Consider the following 25,383-nt stretch of genomic DNA (forward strand, 5'->3'; position numbering starts at 1 on the left):
GCCGTCGGGGCGGAAGCGGTCGTGGAAGCCGCGGGCCGCCCATGTCCGCGCAGTGCGCCTGGGCGGCGGCCGTGAGCAGCGTCGCCGCTCACCGGGCGCCTGGGTCCGCTCGCCGGCCGCGTGCGTCGAGCGCAACGGCTCGCGTCGTTTCGGTCATGCTCTCCTCCTGGTCGGCTCGTCGCCGTGAGGCATGTGGCCGGCGGACGTTCTCATGACGGGGATCAGCCGGGCAGAAGATCGCGTGCCGGTTGGTTGAGCGCGGTTCGGACGAACTGGCCCGCGCGGTCGAGCGCCAATGCGCCCTCGTCCAGGATCGGCGCGAATCCCTGGAAGACGTGGGGCACTTCCGCGGTGATGTCGAGGATGACCGAGACGTCGGCGGCTGCCAGACGGGAGGCGAGCCGGATGGAGTCGTCGAGCAGTGTTTCGTGCGTTCCGACCTGCACGAGAGTGGGCGGCAGCCCGTGCAGGCCGTCGAACAGCGGGCTGTGCTCCCGCGCCGCCGCAGCACCTTCGCCGGCGTAGTCGAGCACGCGCCGGGCGAGCGCTTCCCGATGCACCGCGACGTCCACGGACGCCCGCGTTGTCATCGAGTCGCCGGCCAAGGTCAAGTCGATCCAGGGCGACAGCAACACCGCGCCCGCCGGTACGGGCCGGTTTCCCGCCACCAGTGACGTGAGCAGTCTCAGTGCCACCGCGCCTCCGGCGGACTCCCCGATCACGATCAGTTCGTCGGCGCCGACACCCGAGTCCAGCAGCGCTTCATAACACGTCGCGGCATCGGTCGCCGCGGCCGGTGCCGGGTGCTCGGGCGCAAGCCGGTAATCCACGGTGACGACCCGCAGTCCCGATCGCCGGGCGATCTGGGTCACCAAGCCCAAGGAGCTGTTCGCCGAACCCAGTGCGAACGCGCCGCCGTGGAAGTAGAGCGCGGTGCCGACCGGTTGCGGCGCACCGCTGATCGTGACCGACAGCGCGGCGACACCCGCCAGGTCGAGCTTCTCGACGATGGCGTCGGTGGGCACCGGCTGCGAGCTGAGGATCTGTTCGAACAGCGGCCGTTGGACGTCGATATCGCCACCCAGGTCGAGCGGCGAGTTCCGCCGGAGTTCGCGGACCTGCTCGCGTTGCTCACGGGTCATGCTGTCACCCGCCTGGTTCCGAGGCCGGTGCGGTGCGGACGTTCGACCGGGCCGAGGACGACGGTGCGCTTGTTCGTCATGATCGCGCCTCCGCCGACTTGACGTGCTGCGCTACCAGTGCCGAAAACTCTTCGGGCTCGTCGATCGGAACGATGTGGCCGGCGCCGGGCAGCAGCCTGGCCGTCAACTTCTCGCTGAACGGGGCGAGTTGACGCGCGGTGCCCTCGCCGACCGCTCCTCCGCCGATCGCGAGCACCGGAAGGGTGAACACGTTGTGCCTCACCCACGAGGAGATCCAGCCCGCGTTCGCGGGCATCGCGCGGTAATGCTCGAAAGCGGCCCGCAAGGACTCCCGCCCACGGTACGCCTCGACGATCCGGGCGGTCAGCGCCTCCGAGAGCCCGCGGCGGCTTCCGCCGTCGAGGAAGAACCGGATGTAGCGGTCTTCCCGTCCCTCCAGCAGGTCCTCGGCGAACCCGCCCGGAGCCGAGTGGAGCCCGAACCACCAGGGGGCGCCGCTCGCCGTGAAGGATTCGGCTCCGGGCAGTGTGCCGATCATCGCCTCACTCAGCGTCAGGCTGGACACCCGGTGCGCGTGGGCCGCGGCCAGCGCGAACGCCGGTGCGGTGCCGAGGTCGATGCCGACGACGTGCGCCCGGTCGATGTCAAGCGCGTCGAGGAGCCCGACCAGATCCCCGGCGAGCTCGGTCGCCAGGTATCCGCCGGCCGCTCGGTCGCTGTCGCCCAGACCGCGTAGATCCGGCGCGACGACACGAAGCCCGGCCGCCGTGAGCAGCGGCGCGACTTCGGACCAGATCGCCCGCGTGTGCGGAAAGCCGTGCAGCAGCAGGACCGCGGGGCCCTCACCCGCCACCTCGACCGCGAGGCGGACGTCGTTCACCGAGATGTACCGCGCTCGGGCGTCCGCCAGGTAGGCAGTCAACATCGTTCATCTCATCCAGCCGGTTACTATCGGATACCAGGCGAACATAGGAGACCGACCGTGGACGTTCAAGGAGGCACTTCCCGGAACCCTGGTCACCTCGGGGTGACCCCTCACCGCGGCGACCTCTTCGATGCGGCCTGCCCCACCAGGCAGCTGCTCGACCGGGTCGGCACGAAATGGACGACCATGCTCGTCCTGACCCTCGACCAGACCGATGGCGAACTTCGTTTCACCGAACTCAAGCGGGCCCTGACCGGGATCTCCCAGAAGATGCTGACGCAGACCCTGAGGTCGCTCGAACGGGATGGACTCGTCACCCGCCGGGTCGAGCCTTCCGTTCCGCCACGGGTGTTCTACGGGCTCACCGTGCGGGGAAAGTCGTTGGCACAGCCCCTGTCACAGTTGCGAGAGTGGGCGGAGACGCACATGCCGCAGATTCAGCTCGATCAGGACGCATTCGACCGTTCACTCTGAGCGTGAGAGCGAGGCGGGAGAACAGGCTCAGCGCGCGAGCACGCACCCAGCCGCGACGCCGAGCCAGAGCATGGCTCCGGAGAACAGGCCGACGATCGGATACAGGCGGTACTTCCGGGTGGTTGCCCTTGCGTTTTTCGGCCTTTCGGGCAGGTAGGCGACCGGTACATGGGTTCCGAGGGCCGGCCCCGTCCCCGTCGTGGCGGGCCGGAACCGGACGGGCCGGCCCTGCCGGTCGGTGAACTCGATGACGGGGCCGCCTTCGCCGCCGGGCACGCGACTGCCGCCCCATCGGACACCCCCTAGCCCTCAGCCGCCCCGCGCCCGCAGAACCCCGCCTCCAGGGCCCCCGCCAACGCGTCCAGCACCTTCCCGTTGTTGGACGTGTTGGCGACAGCCGTGACACTCCGCGAACCGTCCAACGAGGCGAAGGCATAGGTGTAATACCCCTGCACCACCCCTGTGTGCCCGTACACCGACACCCCGCACGACAGATCACGCCGCCGCAACCCCAGCCCGTACGCCGTCGTGGCGTCGACCGGCGTGAACCGCTCCATCTCGCCGAGCCGCGCGGCGGACAGCAGCCTGCCGCCGAGCAGCGCACCGTAGAAGACGTCGAGATCCCGCGCGCTGGAGATGATCGCTCCCGCGCTCTGCGCCCACGACACCGTCTGCTCGGTGGCGTCGACCAACGGCTCGCCGCCCTGGTCCGGGGTGAGGTACCCACGGGCGTAGCGGCCCGGAATGGCGGTCGAGGGATGGACGTAGAACGTGTCCCGCAGCCCCAGCGGCGCGAAGATGCGGTCCTCGTACTCGGTCCGCACGGAGTGCCCCGTGAGCTTCTCGATGAGCATGCCCGCCACGACGAAGTTGGTGTTGGAGTAGGAGTACGCGGCGCCGGGCTCGTTGGTGAGCGGCTTCTTCAGGGAGAGGCCGACCAGCTGACGGTAGGTGAAGACCTTGTTCCGCACCGCCTCGAAGCCGGACACGCTGTCGGCGAACAGGTCCTTGGTGTAGTCGTAGAGGCCGCTGCGGTGGCTCAGCACGTCGCGGACCGTGATGCGGTCGTCCGGCAGCAGCTGGGGCAGATAGCGGTTGACCGGCGCGTCCAGCGCCAGCCGGTTCTCGTCGGCGAGCTGCAGCAGGACGACGGCCGAGAACGTCTTGGTGACGCTGCCGACGCGGAACCGGTCGTCGGTGGCGAGGGGTCGCAGACTGCTCCGGTCGGCCACTCCGCGCGCCGCCTCGTACGTCCGGCCCTGGTCGTCGATCCGGGCCAGCGCGCCCGGCGCGCCCTGGTCCACCGCGGACCGCAGTGCGGCGGCGAGGCCCACGGGGTCGGGAGCCGGGAGCGCCGCTGCCGCCGGCGTGTCCGCCTCTCCGGTCGCGGCCCGCGCCGGGACCGCCAGGAGCGACAGCGCGACCGCCGCCAGGAGCACGCCCCGCCCCACCGTTGCTGAGACCATCCGGCACCCTCTTTCAGCGGTACGAAACCACACGGAACTTGATGCGACTTCGGTCACATTCAGGCCCTGGAACCTAAGGGATGAGGGTGACGTCTCCACAGGCGACACACACTTGGTCAGCTCCTGATCACTCTGTGGCGCACATTTGTAAAGGATTGCCCTAGAAGGTCGCGAAATCGATCATTCTGCCTTTACGTGCACATGACTGATCCGCAAGGGTGGCGCTTCGGGGCCCGACCAGCCCCCGTGACGCCCAACCGCGTCACGCAGCAAGGCGGTTGGGGCTCCCGGCTGCCTTCGAACGAAGGAACCCTGATCAGTGCGTAGACCGCACATACGCAGCGTCGCCGTCGCCATCGCGGTGACCACCGCTGCCACGGGCCTGGCCGGTACGGCCTTCGCGGGCTCCTCCACGGGGGCGGAGCGGTCCTCGGCCGCCGCCACCACGAACGCCACGGCGGTGGTGGAGGCGGCGCGCACCGCGGCCTTCGCCCACGCCTCGGCGACCGGTGTGTCCAAGGGCGACGAACTGCACGCCCAGGACGTGATGCTCGACCCCGAGGGCGCCCGGCACGTCCGGTTCGTCCGCACGCACGACGGCATGCCCGTGCTCGGCGGTGACCTCGTCGTCCACCTCGACCACCAGCTTGCCTACGCCGGCGTGACCCGCGCGGCCGGACAGGCCGTCAAGCCGGCCACCACCCGGGCCAAGCTGACCGCGGACCAGGCCGCCGCCAAGGCCGCCCAGGCCGCCAAGGGCGAGGCGGGCACCGCCCAGCTCGTCGTCGACGCGCGCGGCGGCTCCGCCGCCCTCGCCTACCAGGTGACCGTGACCGACCAGGACGGCTCCAACACCGTCGTCGTCGACGCCGTCACCGGCAAGGTGCGCAGCAACACGCCCGACAGCGACGAGTTCCTGTCGCCGAAGCTGCTCGAAAGCCTGCGCCAGCACGGTGAGACCGCCGACCCGGCCACCGGTATCGGCTCCGCCACCGGTGCGGCCGGCCTCCTCGGCTCCGGCGTCTCCGGCGCCGCGAGCTACCCGTCGGCCGCCAAGGGCACCGGCAAGACCCTCTTCGTGGGCAGCGTCGGCTTGACCACCACGCAGACCTCGCGCGGTCACTACCAGCTCAAGGACCCGAGCCGGTACGGCACCGAGACGCGCGACGCCAAGGGCTCGACCACCGAGAAGTTCGGCTCGGGCGCGAAGTTCACCGGCACCACCAACGTGTGGGGCAACGGCACGACCAGCAACCGTGCCAGCGCCGCGGCCGATGCCCAGTACGGCATCACCAAGACCCTGGACTTCTACAAGGCCACCTTCGGGCGCAAGGGCATAGCCAACAACAGCAAGGCCGCCCAGGGCATGGTCCACTGGGGCAAGAAGGTCGCGAACGCCTTCTGGGACCCGACCTGCAACTGCATGCTCTACGGCGACGGCGACGGCCAGATGTTCAAGAAGCCGCTCGTCGTCCTCGACGTCACCGGCCACGAGCTGACCCACGGCGTGGTGGACGCGACCGCCAAGCTGGAGCCGACCTACGTCGACCCCGACGGCAACCAGTTCGGTGAGCCCGGCGCGCTGAACGAGTCGCTCGCGGACATCTTCGGCTCCAACGTCGAGTTCTACGCCAACAACGCCAAGGACACGCCGGACTACCTGATCGGCGAGAAGCTGGGCCTCGCGCAGAAGTTCCTGCGCCGCCTCGACCACCCCTCGCTGGACAAGCTCGAAGGCACGATCGACTACTGGAAGCCGAACGTGCACGACACCGAGGTGCACGCCGGTTCGGGCGTCTCCTCGCACGCCTACTACCTCCTCGCCGAGGGCAGCGGCAAGAAGACGATCAACGGCGTCACCTACGACTCGCCGACCTACAACCACGCCACGGTCAAGGGCATCGGCCGCACCAAGGCCACCGCCATCTTCTACCGGGCGCTCACCCGTTACATGGTCTCCACGACCGACTTCCACGACGCGCGCGTCGCGACGCTGAAGGCGGCCAAGGACCTGTACGGCGCGAACAGCACCGAGTACAAGACGGTGGACAAGGCGTGGGCCGCGGTCAACGTCACCGCCGCCAACACGCCGTCGCACCACTGACGGACCGCCGCACCACCGGATGCCCCGCCCTCGCGCGGGGCATCCGCATGTCCGGCCCGCGCGGATTTCCCTCCTCCCGGCCGGGGAACTGGTTACGTGAACGGCTCTACCCGCAGGGGTGAGTTCCAGGAACGGCCGGCTGGAGGAGCGGATGTCCCCGGACGACCTCGGCGAGACCACGGACCGGATCGACACCCGTCCGCGGCTTCGGCGGACCCACCGAGGTGCGCGTCCGCGGCGTCGGCGGGACCATGACCCCCGCGGGATGCGCAGGCACGTCCCGGACCGCCCGGATGCGACCCGGCGGGCACGTCACGCTCCGGGACTCGGCCCGGTGACCGGCCGCCTCGGACGCGTCTGCCGCGTCGTCGCCGCCCTGCTCACGGCCGTCTCCTGCCAGTCCGCGCCCGCCCGGGCGGCCCCTCCGCGGCCGTCCGCCGAACGGGCACCCGAGGTCGTCACCTGGGCGGCGAGCGCCGACCGCAGGGGCGAGGGCACCGCCGACCGGGGCTACCGGCTGATCGTGCACACCAGCGTCGGCGGCACCGGTCTGCGCGTCCGCGTCACCAACGCCTTCGGCGACCGGCCGCTGACCCTGGACAGCGCCTACGCCGGCCTGCGCGGTCGGGGCGCCGCCCTGCGCCCCGGCAGCAACCGGCGGCTCACCTTCGGCGGCGCCCGCAGGGTCACCGTCCCGGCGGGCGCCGTCGCCTGGAGCGACCCGCTGCCCGGCGCCTGGCCGGCCGGCAGCGACCTGGCCGTCAGCCTGCACACGCCGGACGCGGCCGGCCCGGCGACCGGCCACGGTCTGGCGCTGCAGACCTCGTACACCGGCCGGGGCGACCACACGGCAGAGGACAGTGCCCGCAGCTGGGGGCAGACCACCGGCTCCTGGTGGTACCTCGACGCCGTGTCCGTACGGCCGTCCCGCGCGGGCACCGGGGCCGTCGTGGCGCTCGGCGACTCCCTCACCGACGGCTGGGCCTCCACCAGCGACCGGAACCACCGCTGGCCCGACTACCTCGCCCGGCGCCTGGACACCGCCCACGCCTCCGTCCAGGGCGTCGCCGACGAGGGGATCTCGGGCAACAAGGTGCTCGCGGACGGCGCCGGGCCGAGCGCGCTGCACCGGCTGGACCGGGACGTGCTGTCCCTGCCCGGGGTCCGTACCGTCGTCCTCTTCGAGGGGATCAACGACGTCAAGGCGCACACCGGTGTCAGCGCTCAGGACCTGATCGCCGGGTACCGGCGGATCGCCCAGCGGGTGCACGCGGCGGGGAAATGCGTGGTCGCCGCCACGCTCGGCCCGTTCGAGGGCTGGCCCGAATGGGACCCCGCCGCAGACGCGGTGCGCCGGGAGGTGAACCGGTACATCCGAGCCGGCGGGGACTTCGACGCGGTCACCGACTTCGACCGCACCCTGCGCAGCCCCGACGACTCCGCGCGGCTGCGGCCCTCCCTCGACGGCGGCGACCACCTCCACCCCAACGACAAGGGCATGCGCGCGCTGGCCGACACCGTCGACATCGCCGGCCTCCGCTGCTGAGGCGCGCCCCGTCCTGACCCGCGGGATGAGAACCTCCCCATCCGGTCAGGCGCTCAGCCCCGCAACGTCTCGGCCCAGTTCACCGGCACCCGCCCGGCGGGGCCCGGCACCGGCTGGTCGGCGGGATGACTGACCGGCGGCGCGAGTTCGGGCCCCGCCTCGTACAACACTTCCGTCGCGTAGTTCCAGAACCACTCCTCGCCCGGCTCGAAACTCCGGATCACCGGATGCCCGGTGGCGTGATAGTGCGCGGTCGCATGCTTGGCGGGGGAGTCGTCGCAGCACCCGATGTGCCCGCACTGCGCGCACCGCCGCAGATGGAACCACCAGCCTCCGGCCTCCTCGCACTCCACGCATCCCGGACCGCTCGGCGGGACGCCCGGGTCGACCCCGTCGACTGTGCTCATACGGCCTCCTCCACTTCCTCCGCCGGCGTCTCGGCGGTCAGCGGCAGCAGCACCTGGAAGCGGGTGTCGCCGGGCACCGACTCCACGCGCAGGCTGCCGTGGTGCTTGTTGACGACGATCCGCCAGGAGATGTCCAGGCCGAGCCCGGTGCCCTCACCGACCGGTTTCGTGGTGAAGAACGGGTCGAAGATCCGGCCCTTGATCTCGGGCGGGATGCCGGGCCCGGTGTCCCGGAACTCGACCAGCAGCTGCTCGTGGTCGAGCGCGGTCCGCACGGTCAGGGTGCCGGTGCCGCCGGCGCCGTTCATGGCGGACACCGCGTTGTCGATCAGGTTCGTCCACACCTGGTTCAGCTCCGCCGGATACGCGGGCACCGGCGGGAGGGTGCGGTCGTACTCCCTGACGACCTCGATACCGGCGCCGATCTTGCCCGACAGCATCAGCAGGGTGCTCTCCAGGAGTTCGTGCACGTCCACCACCCGGTACGGCGCCCGGTCCAGCTGGGAGTACTGCTTGGCCGCGTCGACGAGATGCGAGATACGGGTGGTGGAGTCCTCGATCTCGTTCATCAGCAGCTCGGTCTCGATGGTGTAGTTGAGCCAGCCCACCGCGCCCGGCAGGATCTCCTCGTCCACCGCCGCCGCGACCTGCTCCAGCCAGTCGGTGTCGAGCCCGGCCTGCACGAAGGCCGGCGCCAGCTGCCAGCCGTGGTCGATCCCGTGGTCCTCCAGCCAGTCGGTGAGCGTGTCCTCCCGGTCGCTGGCCTCCAGCGGGCTGAGCACCGGCGCCTTCGCCACCCGCTCCGCGGTGCGCTCCTGGATCTCGATCAGGCCGGCCAACGCCTCACGGGAGAAGGGCCCTTCGGTGATCACCGCGAGCTTGCGCCGCATCTTCGCGACGCGCTCGCGCAGGGTGGCGGTGGCCCGGACCGCTGCCGCCGCCGGGTTGTTCAGCTCGTGCGTGAGGCCCGCCGACAACGAGCCCAGCGCCAGCAGCCGCTCCCGCTGCCCGATCGCCGCCTGGGTGTTCTTCGACCCGAAGAACAGACCCTCCAGCAGGTGCGTGGCCATCGGGAACCAGTCGGTCATGATGTCCGCGAAGATGTCCGCCGGCAGCACGAAGAACCGCGTCGGCTCCGTCACCCGCATCGAGTTGGTGTAGACCTGCCGCACCCGGTCCCCGAGGTAGGCCTGCATCGCGCCCGCGTACACGCCGCGCTGCGAGGTGCGGGTGACCTCCACGTCGTCGCCGGCGACCCGGCGGGACAGCACCACCGTGCCCTCGATCATCACGAAGAAGCAGGTGGCGGGGTCGCCCTCGGTGTACACCGGGCCCGGCTCGAACAGCTCCACCCGTCCTTCGCTGCACAACCGCCCCAGCTGCTCGGCGCTCAGCTTCTCGAAGAGGAAGAGCGAGGCGATCTCCCGGGGGCTGCACGGCATGATCCGACCGCTCATGGCCACTCCCCGTTCATGACTGCTCCAGATACCGGTGGACGAGCATCACGGCCATGGCTCCTTCTCCCACGGCGGACGCGACCCGCTTGGCGGACTCGGCGCGGGCGTCGCCCGCCACGAACACCCCGGGGACGCTGGTCTCCAGGTGGTAGGGCGCCCGGTCCAGCTCCCAACCGGCCGGCGGCCGCCCGTCGGCGGTCAGATCGGGCCCGGCCAGGATGAACCCGCGCTCGTCGCGCAGCACCGCGTCGCCCAGCCAGTCGGTCAGCGGTGCGGCACCGATGAACACGAACATCCACTGCGCGTCGACCCGTTCGCACTCCCCGGTCACCGTATGGCGCAGCGTCAGCTGCTCCAGGTGGTCCGAGCCGTGCGCCGCGTCCACGACCGTGTGCGGGCGCACCGAGATGTTCGGCGCCTCGTCGATCTGCTGGATCAGGTAGTGCGACATCGAGGCCGACAGGTCGGGGCCGCGCACCAGCAGCGTCACCGACTTCGCGCCCCGGGACAGGTACATCGCCGCCTGGCCCGCCGAGTTGGCGCCGCCGACGATGTAGATGTCCTGTCCCTGGCAGGAGGCGGCTTCGGTCAGCGCCGAGCCGTAGAACACCCCGCAGCCGGTCAGGTCGGTGCAGCCGGCGGCCTCCAGCTGCCGGTACTGCACGCCGGTCGCGAGGATCACGCTGTGCGCGGCGATCGCCGAGCCGTCCGCGAACCGTACGACCCGGGCGGCGCCGTTCACCTCCAGTCCCGTCACCTCACGGGCGGTCAGGATCTCGGCGCCGAACTTGGCCGCCTGCCGCCGCGCCCGGTCGGTGAGCTGGGCGCCGGAGACCCCGTCGGGGAAGCCGAGGTAGTTCTCTATCCGGGAGCTCTGCCCGGCCTGCCCGCCGGTCGCCGACCGCTCCACCAGCACGGTCCGCAGCCCCTCGGACGCCCCGTAGACGGCCGCGCCGAGCCCGGCCGGTCCGCCGCCGATCACGATGAGGTCGTAGAAGTCGCCCGCAGGCGTCGTCGCCAGGCCGACCCGCGCCGCCAGTTCGGGCGCCTCCGGCTCGACCAGCGTGCTGCCGTCCGGGGTGATCACCAGCGGCAGCCGCCGCCCGTCCTGCCCCGCGGCGGCCAGCAGCCGCTGCCCCTCCGGCTCCTCCACCGAGTACCAGCGGTAGGGCACCTGGTTGCGGGCCAGGAACTCGCGCACGTCCGAGGACCGCGCCGACCAGCGGTGCCCGACGACCTTGGTGCTGGGCACCGGTTTGTAGGCGCTGGTGCGCCAGGCCTGCAGCAGGTCGTCCAGGACCGGGTAGAGCTTCTCCTCCGGCGGGTCCCAGGGCTTGAGCAGATAGTGGTCCAGGTCCACCACGTTGATCGCGTCGATCGCCGCGTTGGTGTCCGCGTAGGCGGTCAGCAGCACCCGCCGCGCCCCCGGGTAGACGTCGAGCGCCTGCTCCAGGAACTCGATGCCGTTCATCTGCGGCATGCGGTAGTCGGCCAGGATCACGGCGACCAGGTCACCGCGCAGCTTCAGCTCGCGCAGCGCGTCGAGTGCCGACTCCCCGGACTCCGCGCGCACGATCCGGTACGACTCGCCGTAGCGCCGCCGCAGATCGCGGGCGACGGCGCGGGAGACCCCCGGGTCGTCGTCCACGGTCAGGATGACGGTCCGCGCTGCGTCCGCGGCCTGTGCCATACCTCTCCCACCCCGAGCGTCGGTTCCACGGCCGGTGCCGTGCAGACCACCGCACCGGTTTCCAGCCATCGTATGTTCGATCGCCCCGGCCCGCCCTCTGCCCGATAGTGGGCACCAGCACCACGACAGAGCGGCGAGGACGAGGAGACCCGCGCATGACACGCCCGATCACGGCAGGGGTGGACGGTACGGAGGAGAGCCTGGCCGCGCTGGACTGGGCCGGCCGGGAGGCCGTACGCCGGGGGCTGCCCCTGCGCGTGGTGCACGCCTGGCGCTACGCCGAGTCGCTCGCCACCGCCGACCGGGACACCCAGCAGGGGTGGGTCTCGGAGGGCGTGGCGGAGGCCGTGCGCGCCGTCTCCGAGCGGCACCCGGAACTCCAGGTGAGCGTGGACGTCATCGAGGGCGAGCCCGCGCACGCGCTGGCCGGCGCCGCGGCGGAGGCCGAGATGCTGGTGCTCGGCTCGCGCGGGCACGGCCCCGTGATCGGGTTCCTGCTGGGCTCGGTCGGCCGGCAGGTGATCGCCGAGGCGACCCGTCCGGTGGTCCTGGTGCGCGCCGGGGACCGGCCGACGGCCGAGGCCGCCGGGCGGGACGTCGTCGTCGGCCAGCAGGGCGACCCCGAGGACAGCGCGGCCGCCCTGCGGTTCGCGTTCGAGACGGCGGCCGCCCGCGGCGCGGCGGTACGGGCCGTGCGGGCGTGGACCCTGCCCCCGGTCTTCGCCTACAGTCCCGGTTCCCTGAAGCTCCTCGACGACGTGGGCGGTCCGGAGCCCTACGAGACGGAGGCGCTCGCCGAGGCGCTGCGGCCGTGGCGGCAGCGGTTCCCCGACGTCCCGGTGGCCGAGCACGTCGAGATGGGCAGCGCGGGCCAGGTGCTGCTGTCGGCGGCCGGCCGGGCCCAGCTGGTGGTCGTCGGGCGCCGGTCGCACCGTACGGCCGTGGGCGCCCGGATCGGCTCGGTCGCGCACGGGATGCTGCACCACGCCGACTGCCCGGTGGCCGTCGTCCCGCACGGCTGAGCTACTCGGCCTCGGCCGGCTCCAGGGCCGCCCGCGCCTTGGGCAGGACGTGCTCGATGTAGTCCTCGACGGCCGTGTCGAGGCCTATGTCGTGCTGAGCCTGCTCGGACAGGTACCAGCGGTGTTCGAGGAGTTCGTGGTAGATCTCGGCCGGGTCCATGGAGCCGCGCAGCCGCGGGGGAACGGCCCGCACGGTGGGCCGGAACACGTCCCGCACCCAGCGGTGGGCCAGCACCTCCGGGCGGGCGGCGAGGGGGTCGCCGGGCGCGTGGTCGTCCTGGGTGGCCATCCAGCTCTCCAGGTCGTTCAGCAGCCGCCGCGCCTGGTTCTCCTCGGCGTCCAGGCCGGTCAGCCGCAGCAGCTGACGCTGGTGGTGGCCGGCGTCGACGACCTTCGGCACGAAGGTGACCGTGTCGCCGCCCTCCGAGTGCTCGATCTGCATCTCGGCCACGTCGAAACCGAGGTCGTTCAGCCGGCGGATCCGGCGTTCGATGCAGTGGTACTCGCCCGCCGGGTACACCGAGGCGCGGGTCAGCTCCTGCCACAGGCCCTGGTACCGGGTGCAGATCTCGTGCCCGAACTCCACCGGGTCGACGGACGGGTGCAGCGCCCCGGACGCCTCCAGGTCGAGCAGTTCGCCGCTAATGTTCACCCGGGCCAGATCGAGGTCGTACTCCCGCTGCCCGGGGCTCAGCCGCGGGTGCAGGTCGCCGGTCTCGGCGTCGACCAGATAGGCGGCGTAGGCGCCCGCGTCCCGCCGGAAGAGGGTGTTGGACAGCGAGCAGTCCCCCCAGGCGAACCCGGCCAGATGCAGCCGGACCAGCAGCACGGCGAGGGCGTCCATCAGGCGGTGCATGGTCGCCGGGCGCATGGTCGTCTCGAACATCGAGCGGTACGGCATCGAGCCGCGCAGATGCCGGGTGATCAGGACCGGCTCCAGCGGGGCGCCCGAGCCGTCGGTGCGGCCGGTGACCACCGCGAGGGGGTCGACGGCGGGGATGCCGAGCCGGTCGAGGTCGCGCAGCAGCCCGTACTCGCGCAGCGCGGGCCGCTCGGCCAGCTCCTTGACGGCGATCACCTCGTCCCCGGCGTGCGCGTACCGCACCACGTGCCGGGAGATGCCCCTCGGCAGCGGCACGAGGTACTCCTCGGGCCACTCCGCCAGGGGCACGTCCCACGGCAGGGCGAGCAGGAGCGCGGGGTGCTCCGGGTTCGTGGCGTTGATCTGCAAGGCCATGGCAGGAACCCTAAGGCTCCGCCCGGGTGTCCGAGGAGACCCGGTGTGGTCCAGGACGCCCGGTGCGGACTACGAGGCCCGGTCCCGGGCCAGCTCGGCCGCCGCGCGCACCGGGCCCCGGTGCACCGGCCCGTGTCCCGGCAGCAGGGTGTCGCCGTCGAGCGCGCCGATCAGCTCCAGGGAGGCCACGACCCCGGGGCGCTCGTGGTGGAAGAAGTCGTGCAGGATCTGCGGGCCCTTGACCCGCGAGGTCGCGTGTCCGCTGACCAGCGCGTCCCCGGAGATGACGATCCCCGCCTCGGGCAGGTGGTAGACGCAGTGGCCGTCGGTGTGGCCCGGGGTGTGCACGGGCACGGGCCGGCCGGGCAGGTCGAGTGCGCCCTCGCCCGGGAACGGCTCGGGCGCGGTGACGGGGTTGTGGTCGGTGCCGCCCGCGCGGATCACGTGCACCGCCCAGGGCAGGACACCCGGCCGCCAGGCGTTGCGCACCACGTCACCGATGGTGGCCTGCTGGAGGAAGTCCCGGCGCGCGTGGGGGACTTCGGCGGGGTGCAGGTAGACCGGGATGCCGTGGGTGGCGCGCAGGTACTCGGCCGAGCCCAGGTGGTCGTTGTGCGCGTGGGTGATCAGCACGGCGGCGACCGCCTCCGGCGAACCGCCCACCTCCGCGAGGGACTCCAGCAGCCCCTGCCGGTCCCCGGGGTACCCGGTGTCCACCAGGGTGACGGCGTCCCCCTCCTTGAGGATGACCCAGTTGACGTTGTTGCCGTGCACCAGATAGGTGCCGTCGGCGACTTGGTGTACCTCTGCCCGCATGATCTCCCCGAGCCGTGTGCGGCCGATCGTCGGGGACAGCCAACCAGATGCGGCGGTGTCCCGCACCAGGGGGTCGCGTCAGTGCACGCCGTGCGGCCGGAACTGGATGCTGATCCGCGGTCCCACCGCCCTGGTCGTCTTCGGTACGCAGTGTTCCCAGGTCCGCTGGCAGGAGCCGCCCATCACGATCAGGTCGCCGTGTCCGAGCGGCCGCCGCAGCGTCGCACCACCGCCGCCCGCCGGGCGCAGCAGCAGGTCACGGGGTGTGCCGACGGACAGGATCGCCACCATCGTGTCCTCGCGGGCACCCCGCCCGATCCGGTCCCCGTGCCAGGCCACGCTGTCCCGGCCGTCGCGGTAGAAGCACAGCCCGGCGGTGGTGAAGGGCTCGCCCAGTTCCTCGGCGTAGTACCGGGACAGGGCGTAGCGCGCTTCGGTGAGCACGGGGTGGGGGAGCGGGTCGCGTGCCCCGTAGAAGGCCAGCAGGCGTGGTACGGCCACCACGTTGTCGTACATCTTCCGGCGCTCCGCGCGCCACGGCACGTGCGCCGCCAGCTGCTCGAACAGGGCGTCGGCGCCGCTCAGCCAGCCCGGCAGCACGTCGATCCAGGCGCCGGCGCCCAGCTCGGTCCGGCGCAGCCCGTCGAGCGGGCCGAGCCGCACCTCGTCGGTCTGGTCGAAGAGGGAGCCCTGGAGATGCGTGGACATGAGCCCAGAGTACTCCTTAATCGAAAGTGTGTTCCCATTTGATCAGCAGGCGAACGCCGGCCCCTCTTTCGATACATTGGTGTATCGGATACATTCGCGTATCGAACGGGAGGGCGGCGGCCGATGGAGGACATCCCCAAGCGCGTGACCCGGCGCCGGGTGCGGACCCGCGCCCGGCTGCTCGACGCGGCGTTCCAGGTGTTCGCGGCCAAGGGCTTCGGGCGCGTGTCCATCGAGGAGGTCTGCGAGGCGGCCGGCTTCAGCCGCGGTGCCTTCTACTCGAACTTCGCCACGCTGGACGAGCTGTTCTTCGCCCTCTACCAGGAGCGCGCCGACCTCATCGCCGCCCAGGTGGCCGAGGCGCTCGCCCAGGACGGGCCCGGACTCGACGTGCCGGCGGCCGTGGACCGGGTCACCGAGGTACTGCTGCTCGACGTGGACTGGCTGCTGGTCAAGACCGACTTCCTGGTGCACGCCGCCCGCGACCCCGGGGTCGCCCGGGCCCTCCTCGACCACCGCGCCCGGCTCCGGGAGGCGATCGCCGACCGGCTGTTCCGGGCCCGCGGCCACACCGCACTGCCCGCCGTACTCAAGGACGTGGACGGCGCCGCGCACGCCGTGGTCGCCGCGTACGACGGCGTCACCACCCAGCTGCTCCTGGACAAGGACGTCGAAGCGGCCCGGGCCTGGCTGAAACAGCTGCTCACCGCACTTCTCACCGACGGCAGCAGCTCCCCATCGAGGATCTGAGGAAGGACACTCTCGCCATGGACGCGGACGTCATCGTCGTCGGCGCGGGCCTCGCCGGCCTGGTCGCGGCGCACGAGCTCACCAGCCGGGGCCGCCGGGTCGCCCTGGTCGACCAGGAGAACGCCGCCAACCTCGGCGGCCAGGCGTTCTGGTCCTTCGGCGGGCTCTTCCTGGTGGGCTCCCCGGAGCAGCGCCGCCTCGGCATCAAGGACTCCTTCGAGCTCGCCTGGAGCGACTGGCAGGGCAGCGCGGGGTTCGACCGGCTCGACGGCGAGGACTCCTGGGCGGTGCGCTGGGCCCGCGCCTACGTCGAGTTCGCGGCCGGCGAGAAGCGGTCCTGGCTGCGCGGACACGGCATCGAGCTGCTGCCGACCGTCGGCTGGGCCGAGCGCGGCGACCTCAGGGCGGGCGGGCACGGCAACTCCGTACCCCGCTTCCACATAGCCTGGGGCACCGGCACCGGCGTGGTCGAACCGTTCGTCCGGTACGCCCGCCAGGCCGCCCGGGACGGACTGCTGACCTTCCACCACCGCCACCGGGTCGACGAGCTGGTCGTCGAGAACGGCACGGCACGCGGGGTGCGCGGCACCGTGCTGGCCGAGGACCGCTCGCCGCGCGGCGTCGCCTCCAACCGGGACCGTGTGGGCGACTTCGCACTCACCGCCCAGGCGGTCGTCGTCACCACCGGCGGCATCGGCGCCGACCACGACATCGTGCGCCGCCACTGGCCCGCCCGGCTCGGCACCCCGCCGGCCGAGATGGTCACCGGCGTCCCCGCCTACGTCGACGGCCGCATGCTCGACATCAGCGCCGAGGCCGGTGTCCGGCTGGTCAACCGCGACCGCATGTGGCACTACACCGAGGGCCTGCGGAACTGGGACCCGATCTGGCCCGGCCACGGCATACGCATCCTGCCCGGCCCGTCCTCCATCTGGCTGGACGCCCTCGGCCGCCGCCTGCCCGACCCCTGCCTGCCGGGCTACGACACCCGCGGCACCCTCAAGTACCTGCGCACCACCGAGGACATCGCGGGATACGACCACTCCTGGTTCATCCTCACCCGGAAGATCATCGAGAAGGAGTTCGCGCTCTCCGGCTCCGAGCAGAACCCCGACATCACCGCCAAGGACCGGGGCGCCGTGCTGCGCGACCGGCTGCTCGGCAAGGGCGCGCCGGCACCGGTGCAGGCCTTCCTCGACAAGGGCGCGGATTTCGTGACCGCGGGCAACCTGGAGCAGCTGGTCGGGAAGATGAACGCCCTCACCGGCAAGCCGCTGCTGGACGCGGCCGAGGTGCGCCGCCAGATCGAGGCCCGCGACCTGCAGATCGCCAACCCCTACAGCAAGGACTCCCAGGTCCAGGGCATCCACAACGCCCGCCGCTACATAGGCGACCGGCTCGGCCGGGTGGCCGCGCCGCACCGCATCCTCGACCCGGCCGCGGGCCCCCTCATCGGCGTCCGGCTGCACGTGCTGACCCGCAAGACCCTCGGCGGCATCCAGACCGACCTCGACTCCCGCGCCCTCGGCGCCGACGGCACGCCGATCGAGGGGCTGTACGCGGCGGGCGAGGTGGCCGGCTTCGGCGGCGGCGGGGTGCACGGCTACAACGCGCTGGAGGGCACGTTCCTCGGCGGCTGCCTGTTCTCGGGGCGGGCCGCGGGCCGGCATGCGGCCCGGCACACGAGCTGACGCTCAGCCCTTCAGCAGCTCCAGCAGCACCTGCGCGTGGCTCTGCTCCGGCCTCTTGGACGCGGTCAGCAGGGTCACGCGCTTCCTGCGGGCCGCCTTGCGCAGGCCGTCCAGGAGCTCGGCGGCCTCCGGAGCGTCGAGTTCCGCCTCGTAACGGTGGCGGAACTCCTCGTACGAGCCGCCGCCGTGGTACCACTTGCGCAGCTCGGTGGAGGGAGTGAGCCCCTTGGGCCACTCGTCGACATGCGCCTCGTCCTTGGCGAGGCCGCGCGGCCACAACCGGTCGACCAGGACACGCAGCCCGTCGTCGGACTCCGGCGCGTCGTAGATCCGGCGCACACGCACACTCACGGTCGTCACTCCCTCCCGGGACGGCGGTCGGTGACGCGAGCCTAGCCCGGTGGCCCGGGGTCCGCCGGGCGGCGACGCGGCGAGACTTGACCGCGACAAGAGCGAGTCCCGGGCACCGGCGCGCCTAGTCTGTCGGCCAGCCGATCACCCGCCACCTCCCGAGGAGCGCCCGTGACGCCACCCCGCAGACAGCCCGCCCGGCGCCGTACCGCCGTCCTGCGCCGCGAGGCGGTGCTCGCCGCCGTCCCCGTCGCCGTGGCGGCACTCATCGGCGCCACCGCACCCGCGGCGGGGACGGCCGGCGCGCCCGGGGCGGGCGACCCCTACTTCCCGCTCAGCGGCAACGGCGGCTACCACGTCCGGCACTACGACCTGACACTCCGTTACGACACCTCGTCCGGCTACCTCGACGGCAGGGCCGTGCTCGCCGCCCGCGCCACCCAGCGCCTCAGCCGCTTCGACCTCGACCTCACCGGCCTGAAGGTCACCGGGGTCATCGTCGACGGCCTGCCCGCGGCCCACCGGCGCGACGGCCGGGAACTCGTCGTCACCCCGCGCCACACCCTGCGCGCGGGCCGGGACTTCCGGGTCACCGTCGCCTACCACGGCACCCCGAAGCCGGTCACCGACCCGGACGACTCCGCGGACGGCTGGATCCCCACCGACGACGGCGCCTTCGTCGCGGGCGAGCCGCAGGGCGCGATGACCTGGTTCCCGGCGAACAACCACCCCAGGGACAAGTCGTCGTACGACATCACGATCACCGTCCCGCAGGGGCGCACGGCCGTCGCCAACGGCGCCCTGCTCGCCCGGCACACCGCGCACGGGAAGACGACCTTCCACTGGCGCGAGACCCAGCCCATGGCCGCCTACCTGGCCACCGCCACCGTCGGAACGTTCGACATCGAGCAGTACACCACCCGCGACGGCATCCGCGTGTACAACGCCGTCGACCCACGCGAGGCGCGCGAGGCCGCGCCGGTGCTGAAGAAGCTGCCGTCCGTCCTGGAATGGGAGAGCAGCCTGTTCGGGCCGTACCCGTTCCGCTCCGCCGGGTCGATCGTCGACCACGCCCCGGACGTCGGCTACGCCCTGGAGACCCAGACCAGGCCGCTCTACGACTCCGCGCCCGACATCGACACCCTCGTCCACGAGAACGCCCACCAGTGGTTCGGCGACTCCGTCTCGCTGACCGCCTGGAAGGACATCTGGCTCAACGAGGGCTTCGCCACCTACGCCGAGTGGCTGTACGAGGAGCAGCACGGCGGCGACAGCGCCCAGGAGACCTTCGACGCGCTCTACGCCCACCCCGCCGGCGACCGCCTGTGGGCCTTCCCGCCCGGGGACCCGGGCAGCGGCGAGAACATCTTCGACACGCCCGTCTACGCCCGCGGCGCGATGACGCTGCACGCACTGCGCAAGGCCGTCGGCGACCGGGACTTCCTCCGGATCCTGCGCGCCTGGGCGACGGAACACCGGGGCGGCCACGGTACGACGGCCCGGTTCGTGCGGCTGGCGGAGCGGATCTCGGGGAAGTCGCTGGACACCCTCTTCCACACCTGGCTGTACACGAAGGGCAAGCCGGACAGCGCCTGACCACCTCCGATTCCCCGCGCCCACCAGGGGTACTCCGGCCCCGCCACGCAGTCGAGGGAGGTGGTGCCATGAGCGCAGAAGAGGACCTGCCGGTCCTGTCCACGCTCGCCGAGGCCGCCCGCCTGGTGGACGGGCACCGGGGCCTGTACGTGCGCTGGTCCCGGGGACCCGGCCCCGACCTCGCCGACGGCTCCAGCACCGACGCCCTCACGGGCGTGCCGATGCCGGGGCTGTCCGCCAATCCGCTCGACGTGGAGGACTGGTGGGGGGACCGCTCGGTGGAGCTGTGGGTGGCGCGCCGGCTGTACGACTACGCGCACCTGCCGCACGACAAGGGGCCCGGGGTACGTCCCTGGATCCTGCGGGGCAGGGAGACGGGCCGGGGGCCCGACAACGAGCCGCTCGTCACCGACGCCGAGCCGTTGTGCTGGATCGCCGACGAGGTGATCGACGCGGCGAAGACAGAAGTGACCCGGCAGGAGCGGGAGTGGGGGACCCTGCGCCGCGGTGGCCGCTGAGAGCAGGGCCCCCGGGTGCCCATGGGGCTCCGGTCAGCTCAAGCGCGGACGGGAGCGGGCGCGGCGGGCCAGCGTCCGGCGCTCCAGCTCGGTCGTCCCACCCCAGATGCCGATGCCCTGGCCCGTCTCCAGCGCCCAGTCCAGGCACTGCTCCCGGACGGGGCAGTGCCCGCAGACCGCCTTGGCGTGCTGCGCCTGCACCTGCGCCGGTCCGGTGGTGCCGATGGGGAAGAACAGGTCGGGGTCCTCGTGACGGCACGCGGCATGGTCGCGCCAGTTGTCCATGGAAGTCTCCTGGATCGGATCGAAGTCGTCCGTGCCTGTCGAATGCGTACGTCGGACTCGGGTGACCGGACGGGACGGTGTGAAACGGCGCATCCGGCAGGGGAATGAGTGACGGACGCGATCCGGTCAAGGGCACGCGTACGGCCCGGAACGAGACCGGATCCGGGCTACAGCAGACCGGTGCGGCGCCGGATGTTGTACTGGTCCATCAGCTTGCCCCGGGTCGTCTCCAGGCGGTGGGCGAGGATCTCGGCCACCGTCCGCACCAGGGACAGCCCGAGCAGCGGATCCTCCACGGACAGCGCGAGCACCGAGGGCCCGTCGAACTCGTAGGCCCGTACGTTGCTGAAGGCCACCGCCCCGAAGTCCCACTGGTACGGCGGGAAGAGCCAGGACCAGCCGAGCAGGTCGCCCGCGCCGAGCGTGGCCACCGTCACCCGCTGCCGGGAGGTCACCTGGGTGTCCAGATGGACCGCGCCCGAACGGATCACCCAGAACCGGTCGGCGGTGCCGCCCGCCTCGAAGATGCGGGTGTCCTCCGTGAACGAGACCTCCGTGGCCAGTTCCATCAGGCGCTCACGCTGCGCCTGGGGCAGGGCGGTCAGCAGTTTTATCGCTTTGGTCATGGCGCGGGGCTCCTCGCCGGAGGCGGTTCGGGTGCTTTCCTCTCAGCCCATTTCAGCCGCTGCGGCCGCCGCGGGCACCTCGAAGGAGGCGGCTTTCCCCGCCGCCCTCCCGGTCCGCCGCCGGATTCCGGGCAAGGAAAAGCCCTGGCTGGACGGGGGAGGCCAGCCAGGGCCGTCTGCGGTGACGCCGGGAGGGAGGAAGGACGGCTCCGGTCCACTCCGGCACCACATATGTATGAACGATAAACCATTTCACTGGGGCTCCGGAAACCGGACGCGTCTCACGTGACCTGTTTCACGCCTTCCGCCGCCGTCGGCGGCCGGCCCGGGCTGACGATCTCGTCCAGGACCCACAGCACCGCCTCGAACGCCCGCGCCCGGACCGCCGCCTCCCGCGCGCCGTCCGGATCCGTCGCCGTCAGGCTCTGCGCTCGTTCCCGCCAGGCCCGCTCCTCCTCGGCCGCCCGTTCCCGGCCGCGCCGGATGCGCCGCAACAACTCGTCCGCGTCCACGACATCGGTCATACCCCCCGGGTACCCGCCAGGCCCGCGGTGATGGCATCGGCACAGAACGTGTTTGACAGTGCCGCAAGGGGTCAGCCGGAAAGGGAGAGAGCCACCCGATCCGGGCACCGTTCAGGGAGGAAGGGATGCTCGACAAGCACCGGACCAGCTCCTGGGCAACGCTGCGGGAACCGTGCCGCCGACTGCCGTGCCGGCCCGCCGACGCCCGCAGAACGGTGCAGCGAGTGGTGGCCGAACGCTGCCGCGCCCGCGCCCTGTCCTGCGCTGCCGAGGCCATGGAGGACGCCCTGCTGGTCACCTCGGAACTCACCACCAACGCCATCCTGCACGGCGGCGGCATCACCGGCTTCGACGTGGACGTCGACTCCGCCGGCGTACGGGTCTCGGTGAGCGACCGCAGCGACGAGCTCCCGGTGGCCGGCGCGCCGGACGACGAGCGCGGCCACGCCCGGCCGGGCGGCCGCGGCTGGCCCATCGTGTGCCGGCTGGCCCGGGACGTACGGGTGGCGGAGCTGCCCTGCGGGGGCAAGTGCATCACCGCGGTCGTGCCGCTGCACTGAACCCGCGCGGGAAGTTCCGCCCCCGCGGTGTTTGCTCCCCGGTGCCGGGGGCAGGCGGAATCTCGTGCTTCGGACCGGAGGCGCGCGCCCAGCGGGAACCGTACGACCGCCCTGGGTCCCCTCCCGGCGGACCAGGCGGCCGACCCGCGGCGAACCCTGACACCACCGTTCGGGCCAGGCCGTGAACCCTCGTTCAGGCCGCGCCCTGAAACCACGTTCAGGAGCGATTCCGCATGCTGACCGACATGTCGACAAGCCGTCCCGGCACGCCCACCACGACCGCGGCCGCCGCGGCACCCGCCCGACGGCCCCACGACGACGCCCCCGACACCGTGGAGCTGTTCGTCCGGCTGGCGGAACTGGAGGACGGCCCCGAGCGGGACGCCGTACGCGACGAACTCGTCACCGCCTGGCTGCCCATGGCCCACCGGATCGCCGGGCGGTTCCGCGACCGCGGGGAGTCCGTCGAGGACCTGCGGCAGGTGGCCGCGCTCGGGCTGGTGAAGGCCATCGACCGGTTCGACCCGTCCCGGGGGGCCTTCGAGAGCTACGCGGTGCCGACCATCACCGGCGAGGTCAAGCGGCATTTCCGGGACCGGATGTGGGCCCTCAGGGTGCCCCGCCGGGTGCAGGAACTGCGCAACCGGGTGCGGGTGGCCCGCCGGGAACTCACCCAGAACCCCGGCAGTCCCGAACCGACCGTCGCCGCGCTCGCCGCTCACACCGGCCTCAGCGAGGAGGACGTCACCGCGGGCCTGGAGGCGCTGGAGAGCTTCAGCACCCTGTCCCTGGACGCCGAGCTGTCCACCGGTGAGGACGGCTACAGCCTCGCCGACACCCTCGGCGCGGCGGACGCCTCGTACGACGTCGTGGTCGACCGCGAGGCCGCCAGGGAAGGGCTGCGCCGGCTGCCCGAGCGGGAGCGAGCCATCCTCTACATGCGCTTCTTCGAGGACATGACGCAGAGCCGTATCGCCGACCGGCTGGGCATCTCCCAGATGCACGTCTCCCGGCTGATCAGCCGCAGCTGCGCCCGCGTCCGCGACGAGGCCCTGGGGCGGCGCGGCGGCCGGACCGACCCGGCATGAGCGGGCGGACGACGCGCCGTCACTTCGCCGGCCGGGCCGCTTCCCTGGCGAGGCCCAGCGGCCGGGCCAGACCCGAGACCGCCTCGTCCAGCCGCTGCAGATGGCGCAGCACCCGGTCGGTCACCCGGCCGTAGCGCGGGGTGCGCAGGGTTCCCGGCTCCAGCATCGACGCGATGCTGGAGCCGGTCTTCATCTCCGCCGTGGCCCGAGGGTCGGACACATGCGCCGCGATCGCCTCGATGTTGTGCACGATCCGCCCGCACGCCCCGCGCAGCCGGGGATCCGCCGCGATCGACGGATGCGTCGGCAGCAGTTCGGCCGTGGCCGCCAGCGAGCGCCCGTGGTAGGCGCACGTCTCCAGCAGTGCCACCACATAGCGGGCGGTGTCACGGCGTGCGCGCAGCGGGGTGATGGGATGGGTCAGCGGCTGGGTGGCCGCACGCAGATCGGCCAGCGCCTGGTCCAGATCGCGGGCCTGCTCCACCAGATCGGCGCCCGCCCCGCCGCTCAACTGGTCGACGGCCGCCCGCGTGACCTCCGCGAGCCGGTTCAGGACCGCGACCAGGAGTTCGTTGGTACGGCGGTCGGTGTGGATCGGCAGCACCACCGCCGCCGCGATCACCCCGCAGGCCGCACCGAGCGCCGTCTCCTCCACCCGCAGCACCAGCACCGCCATGCTGTAGGTGTTCAGCAGCGTGTACAGCAGCCCCAGCATCGCCGTCACGAAGAACGACATCAGCGTGTACGACAGCGGAGCCGTGTAGAACATCGCGAAGATGAACACCAGCACCAGCGCGAACGCCGTCCACGTGTGGTGACCGACCAGCCCGGCCAGGCCGATCCCGGCCACCACGCCGAGCACCGTGCCCAGCAGCCGTCGGTAGCCCTTCACCAGGATCTCGCCGGTCGACGCCGTGTTGAGGAACACGATCCAGCAGGTCAGCACCGCCCAGTACCAGCGCTGACTGGACAGCAGCTCACCACCGGCGATGGCCAGCGCGGAGCCGACGGCCACCTGGACCGCGGCCCGCGTCGTGGGCCGCCCGAGACCGGCCGGCTCCGGCTCCGGCGTCTCCCGCTCCTCGCCCGCCTCGATCGCCGCGTCCTCCGCGTCCAGTTCCTCGCGCGAGCGGGTCGTCGCCGGGCTGTCGTCCGAGTCGTCCTGCGGCCCGTCCAGCGCCAGCCTGAGTCCCAGCGCGGCCCGGGCGGCCTCACCGAGCCCGCGGAAGACGTCCTGCACCGCCGGGGCGGCCCTGGGCAGGTTCTCCTCGTCGCGGTAGCCGAGCAGCCGGTTGCGTACCTGGGCGAGCGCGGTGCCCCTGGCCTCGCCGAGCGGCCGCAGCATCAGCAGCCGCAGCGCCTGCAGGTCCCGGCGCAGCGCCGCCGTGGCCTCGTCGCGAACCGGCAGCTCACCGCCGGAGGGCAGCGGGGCGCCCGGCAGATGCAGGGTGAGGGTGTCGGTCCGCTCGGCGCTGCGCGCGGTGAGCAGCAGCAGACCCAGCCGCTCGGCGGCGATCTCGGCGTCGGCGACCCGGCGCTGCAGCAGCCGGGCCACCGCGGCGTCGGAGGTGCCGTCCTCCAGCCGCCCCTGGATCATCAGCGCGGTCTCGTGCAGCCGCGCGGTGGCGGCGCGCAGGTCGTCCAGGACCTTGTCCACGTCGTCGGGGCCGGCGTCCAGCAACTCGGCCTGCACGGAGATCAGCTGCGCGAGCCGGGCGCGGAACGCCCGCCGCAGCCGGTCCAGGGTGCCCGCCGGGGTCTGCGGCAGCAGCACGAACCGTGCAGCGGCGCTGCACGCGAACGCCACACAGATGACCCCGTACAGCGCGGGCAGCGCGGCGGCGGTCGCGCGCACGAACAGGGACAGGAAGTAGATCTGAAAGCCGATCAGGCCCAGCGCGGTACCGCGGTCGCCGAACCGGCGGCCGTAGACCGCGCAGAAGATCAGGACGACGAAGAACAGGTCCCCGACGACGACCAGGCGGTGCAGCAGCGCACCCAGCGACACCGAGACCAGCGCCACCGGCAGCCCCAGCGCGAGCGTGACCGCCTGCTGGGCGCGCTGCTTCTCCCGGATGGCGAAGGTCGACACCATCGCCGCCATGGCGCCGGCGACCAACTGGGGCACCGGCACCCGCAGGGCGGCCAGGACGGCGAGAGCGAGCGCGATCGCGGTGACCGTGCGCAGCCCGGCGGCGAGTCGGAGCAGCCCGGGATCGGACGCCGCGAGCCGGTCCCACATCCGTACCCGCCCCGACCGTCCCGCTGTGCCCACGCCGCCGCGCTCTCTCCCGTGCCCGAAATGGATCTACGGTCCAGCATCGCACGAGGGCCCGGGCCGCTCGCGCTCCGGTGGCCGGGACCCGGCCACCGGAGCGC

25 protein-coding genes are annotated in these 25,383 nt (G+C 72.3%); 10 read left to right on the forward strand and 15 right to left on the reverse strand.

Features of this window, described 5'->3' with window-relative positions; all coding sequences use genetic code 11:
- Positions 1–221: 221 nt before the first annotated feature.
- Positions 222–1,142: an alpha/beta hydrolase gene (locus ABT171_RS29950; protein ID WP_351249208.1), complete on the reverse strand. Its 921-nt coding sequence runs from the start codon at positions 1,140–1,142 to the stop codon at positions 222–224.
- Positions 1,143–1,218: 76 nt separating this feature from the next.
- On the reverse strand, positions 1,219–2,088 hold the full coding sequence (locus tag ABT171_RS29955) for an alpha/beta fold hydrolase (protein WP_351249211.1): 870 nt from the start codon (positions 2,086–2,088) through the stop codon (positions 1,219–1,221).
- 102 nt (positions 2,089–2,190) lie between these two features.
- Between ABT171_RS29955 and ABT171_RS29960 the strand changes: the two genes are divergently transcribed.
- Positions 2,191–2,562 carry a winged helix-turn-helix transcriptional regulator gene (locus ABT171_RS29960; RefSeq protein ID WP_351249213.1) on the forward strand — a complete coding sequence of 124 codons (372 nt, stop codon included), beginning with the start codon at positions 2,191–2,193 and terminating at the stop codon, positions 2,560–2,562.
- A gap of 27 nt (positions 2,563–2,589) precedes the next feature.
- On the opposite strand, the gene ABT171_RS29965 is transcribed toward ABT171_RS29960, so the two are convergent.
- Both ABT171_RS29965 and ABT171_RS29970 read right to left on the reverse strand, forming a co-directional pair.
- Complete coding sequence (locus ABT171_RS29965; protein WP_351249215.1) at positions 2,590–2,838, reverse strand: DUF3592 domain-containing protein; 249 nt, start codon at positions 2,836–2,838, stop codon at positions 2,590–2,592.
- Positions 2,839–2,864: 26 nt separating this feature from the next.
- Entirely contained in the window at positions 2,865–4,028 is a 1,164-nt protein-coding gene (locus ABT171_RS29970) for a serine hydrolase domain-containing protein (protein ID WP_351249217.1), read from the reverse strand.
- 319 nt (positions 4,029–4,347) lie between these two features.
- On the opposite strand from ABT171_RS29970, the gene ABT171_RS29975 reads away from it, so the two are divergent.
- Together ABT171_RS29975 and ABT171_RS29980 are read left to right on the forward strand one after the other, a co-directional pair.
- On the forward strand, positions 4,348–6,132 hold the full coding sequence (locus ABT171_RS29975) for a M4 family metallopeptidase (protein ID WP_351249219.1): 1,785 nt from the start codon (positions 4,348–4,350) through the stop codon (positions 6,130–6,132).
- Between the two features lie 334 nt (positions 6,133–6,466).
- Positions 6,467–7,678: an SGNH/GDSL hydrolase family protein gene (locus tag ABT171_RS29980; protein WP_503077138.1), complete on the forward strand. Its 1,212-nt coding sequence runs from the start codon at positions 6,467–6,469 to the stop codon at positions 7,676–7,678.
- Between the two features lie 53 nt (positions 7,679–7,731).
- Here ABT171_RS29980 and ABT171_RS29985 read toward each other — a convergent pair whose 3' ends face one another.
- From ABT171_RS29985 to ABT171_RS29995, 3 genes are read right to left on the reverse strand one after another with little or no spacing between them, the layout of a single operon-like run.
- Positions 7,732–8,085, reverse strand: coding sequence for a UBP-type zinc finger domain-containing protein (locus ABT171_RS29985; RefSeq protein WP_351249223.1), 354 nt, complete (start codon positions 8,083–8,085; stop codon positions 7,732–7,734).
- A complete protein-coding gene (locus ABT171_RS29990; RefSeq protein ID WP_351249225.1) occupies positions 8,082–9,542 on the reverse strand; it encodes an ATP-binding protein in 1,461 nt (486 codons plus the stop codon). The genes ABT171_RS29985 and ABT171_RS29990 overlap by 4 nt, the downstream gene beginning before the upstream one ends.
- Before the next feature lie 13 nt (positions 9,543–9,555).
- Positions 9,556–11,232, reverse strand: coding sequence for an NAD(P)/FAD-dependent oxidoreductase (locus ABT171_RS29995; protein ID WP_351249227.1), 1,677 nt, complete (start codon positions 11,230–11,232; stop codon positions 9,556–9,558).
- A 155-nt stretch (positions 11,233–11,387) separates the two neighbouring features.
- On the opposite strand from ABT171_RS29995, the gene ABT171_RS30000 reads away from it, so the two are divergent.
- Positions 11,388–12,254 (forward strand): universal stress protein, encoded by an 867-nt coding sequence (locus tag ABT171_RS30000; protein WP_351249229.1) that lies wholly within the window; start codon positions 11,388–11,390, stop codon positions 12,252–12,254.
- Between the two features lies 1 nt (position 12,255).
- Here ABT171_RS30000 and ABT171_RS30005 read toward each other — a convergent pair whose 3' ends face one another.
- From ABT171_RS30005 to ABT171_RS30015, 3 genes are all read right to left on the reverse strand, one after another.
- The gene (locus ABT171_RS30005) at positions 12,256–13,491 is read right to left on the reverse strand and encodes a DUF4032 domain-containing protein (RefSeq protein ID WP_351249231.1); all 1,236 of its coding nucleotides are present in this window, start codon (positions 13,489–13,491) and stop codon (positions 12,256–12,258) included.
- A 69-nt stretch (positions 13,492–13,560) separates the two neighbouring features.
- The gene (locus tag ABT171_RS30010; protein WP_351249233.1) at positions 13,561–14,307 is read right to left on the reverse strand and encodes an MBL fold metallo-hydrolase; all 747 of its coding nucleotides are present in this window, start codon (positions 14,305–14,307) and stop codon (positions 13,561–13,563) included.
- A gap of 78 nt (positions 14,308–14,385) precedes the next feature.
- Entirely contained in the window at positions 14,386–15,015 is a 630-nt protein-coding gene (locus tag ABT171_RS30015) for an alpha-ketoglutarate-dependent dioxygenase AlkB (protein ID WP_351249235.1), read from the reverse strand.
- A 123-nt stretch (positions 15,016–15,138) separates the two neighbouring features.
- Here ABT171_RS30015 and ABT171_RS30020 point away from each other — a divergent pair, with 123 nt between their 5' ends.
- Together ABT171_RS30020 and ABT171_RS30025 are read left to right on the forward strand one after the other, a co-directional pair.
- A complete protein-coding gene (locus tag ABT171_RS30020) occupies positions 15,139–15,765 on the forward strand; it encodes a TetR/AcrR family transcriptional regulator (protein WP_351249237.1) in 627 nt (208 codons plus the stop codon).
- A 17-nt stretch (positions 15,766–15,782) separates the two neighbouring features.
- Positions 15,783–17,456: an FAD-binding dehydrogenase gene (locus ABT171_RS30025; RefSeq protein ID WP_351249239.1), complete on the forward strand. Its 1,674-nt coding sequence runs from the start codon at positions 15,783–15,785 to the stop codon at positions 17,454–17,456.
- 3 nt (positions 17,457–17,459) lie between these two features.
- On the opposite strand, the gene ABT171_RS30030 is transcribed toward ABT171_RS30025, so the two are convergent.
- A complete protein-coding gene (locus ABT171_RS30030) occupies positions 17,460–17,807 on the reverse strand; it encodes a DUF488 domain-containing protein (protein WP_351249241.1) in 348 nt (115 codons plus the stop codon).
- Positions 17,808–17,978: 171 nt separating this feature from the next.
- Between ABT171_RS30030 and ABT171_RS30035 the strand changes: the two genes are divergently transcribed.
- Positions 17,979–19,403, forward strand: coding sequence for a M1 family metallopeptidase (locus ABT171_RS30035; RefSeq protein ID WP_351249243.1), 1,425 nt, complete (start codon positions 17,979–17,981; stop codon positions 19,401–19,403).
- Positions 19,404–19,471: 68 nt separating this feature from the next.
- A complete protein-coding gene (locus tag ABT171_RS30040; RefSeq protein ID WP_351249245.1) occupies positions 19,472–19,921 on the forward strand; it encodes a DUF6098 family protein in 450 nt (149 codons plus the stop codon).
- A gap of 33 nt (positions 19,922–19,954) precedes the next feature.
- On the opposite strand, the gene ABT171_RS30045 is transcribed toward ABT171_RS30040, so the two are convergent.
- From ABT171_RS30045 to ABT171_RS30055, 3 genes are all read right to left on the reverse strand, one after another.
- Complete coding sequence (locus ABT171_RS30045; protein WP_351249247.1) at positions 19,955–20,206, reverse strand: WhiB family transcriptional regulator; 252 nt, start codon at positions 20,204–20,206, stop codon at positions 19,955–19,957.
- Positions 20,207–20,373: 167 nt separating this feature from the next.
- Positions 20,374–20,832: a cyclic nucleotide-binding domain-containing protein gene (locus ABT171_RS30050; RefSeq protein ID WP_351249249.1), complete on the reverse strand. Its 459-nt coding sequence runs from the start codon at positions 20,830–20,832 to the stop codon at positions 20,374–20,376.
- Positions 20,833–21,113: 281 nt separating this feature from the next.
- Positions 21,114–21,356: a hypothetical protein gene (locus ABT171_RS30055; RefSeq protein ID WP_351249251.1), complete on the reverse strand. Its 243-nt coding sequence runs from the start codon at positions 21,354–21,356 to the stop codon at positions 21,114–21,116.
- A gap of 125 nt (positions 21,357–21,481) precedes the next feature.
- On the opposite strand from ABT171_RS30055, the gene ABT171_RS30060 reads away from it, so the two are divergent.
- Positions 21,482–21,916: an ATP-binding protein gene (locus ABT171_RS30060; RefSeq protein ID WP_351249253.1), complete on the forward strand. Its 435-nt coding sequence runs from the start codon at positions 21,482–21,484 to the stop codon at positions 21,914–21,916.
- A gap of 233 nt (positions 21,917–22,149) precedes the next feature.
- Positions 22,150–23,004 carry a SigB/SigF/SigG family RNA polymerase sigma factor gene (locus tag ABT171_RS30065; protein ID WP_351249255.1) on the forward strand — a complete coding sequence of 285 codons (855 nt, stop codon included), beginning with the start codon at positions 22,150–22,152 and terminating at the stop codon, positions 23,002–23,004.
- A gap of 19 nt (positions 23,005–23,023) precedes the next feature.
- Here ABT171_RS30065 and ABT171_RS30070 read toward each other — a convergent pair whose 3' ends face one another.
- Positions 23,024–25,246, reverse strand: a complete 2,223-nt coding sequence (locus tag ABT171_RS30070; protein WP_351249283.1) for an FUSC family protein — start codon at positions 25,244–25,246, stop codon at positions 23,024–23,026.
- Positions 25,247–25,383: the final 137 nt, after the last annotated feature.

The sequence above is a fragment of the Streptomyces sp. NPDC001851 genome (assembly GCF_040297165.1).
GTDB lineage: Bacteria > Actinomycetota > Actinomycetes > Streptomycetales > Streptomycetaceae > Streptomyces.

Excerpts from the sequence above, each read along its gene's own strand:
- ABT171_RS29950 (WP_351249208.1), bottom strand. The coding sequence starts at position 1,142 with ATGACCCGTGAGCAACGCGAGCAGGTCCGCGAACTCCGGCGGAACTCG.
- ABT171_RS29955 (WP_351249211.1), bottom strand. The coding sequence starts at position 2,088 with ATGTTGACTGCCTACCTGGCGGACGCCCGAGCGCGGTACATCTCGGTG.
- ABT171_RS29970 (WP_351249217.1), bottom strand. The coding sequence starts at position 4,028 with ATGGTCTCAGCAACGGTGGGGCGGGGCGTGCTCCTGGCGGCGGTCGCG.
- ABT171_RS29985 (WP_351249223.1), bottom strand. The coding sequence starts at position 8,085 with ATGAGCACAGTCGACGGGGTCGACCCGGGCGTCCCGCCGAGCGGTCCG.
- ABT171_RS29990 (WP_351249225.1), bottom strand. The coding sequence starts at position 9,542 with ATGAGCGGTCGGATCATGCCGTGCAGCCCCCGGGAGATCGCCTCGCTC.
- ABT171_RS29995 (WP_351249227.1), bottom strand. The coding sequence starts at position 11,232 with ATGGCACAGGCCGCGGACGCAGCGCGGACCGTCATCCTGACCGTGGAC.
- ABT171_RS30000 (WP_351249229.1), top strand. The coding sequence starts at position 11,388 with ATGACACGCCCGATCACGGCAGGGGTGGACGGTACGGAGGAGAGCCTG.
- ABT171_RS30005 (WP_351249231.1), bottom strand. The coding sequence starts at position 13,491 with ATGGCCTTGCAGATCAACGCCACGAACCCGGAGCACCCCGCGCTCCTG.
- ABT171_RS30010 (WP_351249233.1), bottom strand. The coding sequence starts at position 14,307 with ATGCGGGCAGAGGTACACCAAGTCGCCGACGGCACCTATCTGGTGCAC.
- ABT171_RS30015 (WP_351249235.1), bottom strand. The coding sequence starts at position 15,015 with ATGTCCACGCATCTCCAGGGCTCCCTCTTCGACCAGACCGACGAGGTG.
- ABT171_RS30020 (WP_351249237.1), top strand. The coding sequence starts at position 15,139 with ATGGAGGACATCCCCAAGCGCGTGACCCGGCGCCGGGTGCGGACCCGC.
- ABT171_RS30025 (WP_351249239.1), top strand. The coding sequence starts at position 15,783 with ATGGACGCGGACGTCATCGTCGTCGGCGCGGGCCTCGCCGGCCTGGTC.
- ABT171_RS30040 (WP_351249245.1), top strand. The coding sequence starts at position 19,472 with ATGAGCGCAGAAGAGGACCTGCCGGTCCTGTCCACGCTCGCCGAGGCC.
- ABT171_RS30045 (WP_351249247.1), bottom strand. The coding sequence starts at position 20,206 with ATGGACAACTGGCGCGACCATGCCGCGTGCCGTCACGAGGACCCCGAC.
- ABT171_RS30050 (WP_351249249.1), bottom strand. The coding sequence starts at position 20,832 with ATGACCAAAGCGATAAAACTGCTGACCGCCCTGCCCCAGGCGCAGCGT.
- ABT171_RS30055 (WP_351249251.1), bottom strand. The coding sequence starts at position 21,356 with ATGACCGATGTCGTGGACGCGGACGAGTTGTTGCGGCGCATCCGGCGC.
- ABT171_RS30060 (WP_351249253.1), top strand. The coding sequence starts at position 21,482 with ATGCTCGACAAGCACCGGACCAGCTCCTGGGCAACGCTGCGGGAACCG.
- ABT171_RS30065 (WP_351249255.1), top strand. The coding sequence starts at position 22,150 with ATGCTGACCGACATGTCGACAAGCCGTCCCGGCACGCCCACCACGACC.
- ABT171_RS30070 (WP_351249283.1), bottom strand. The coding sequence starts at position 25,246 with ATGTGGGACCGGCTCGCGGCGTCCGATCCCGGGCTGCTCCGACTCGCC.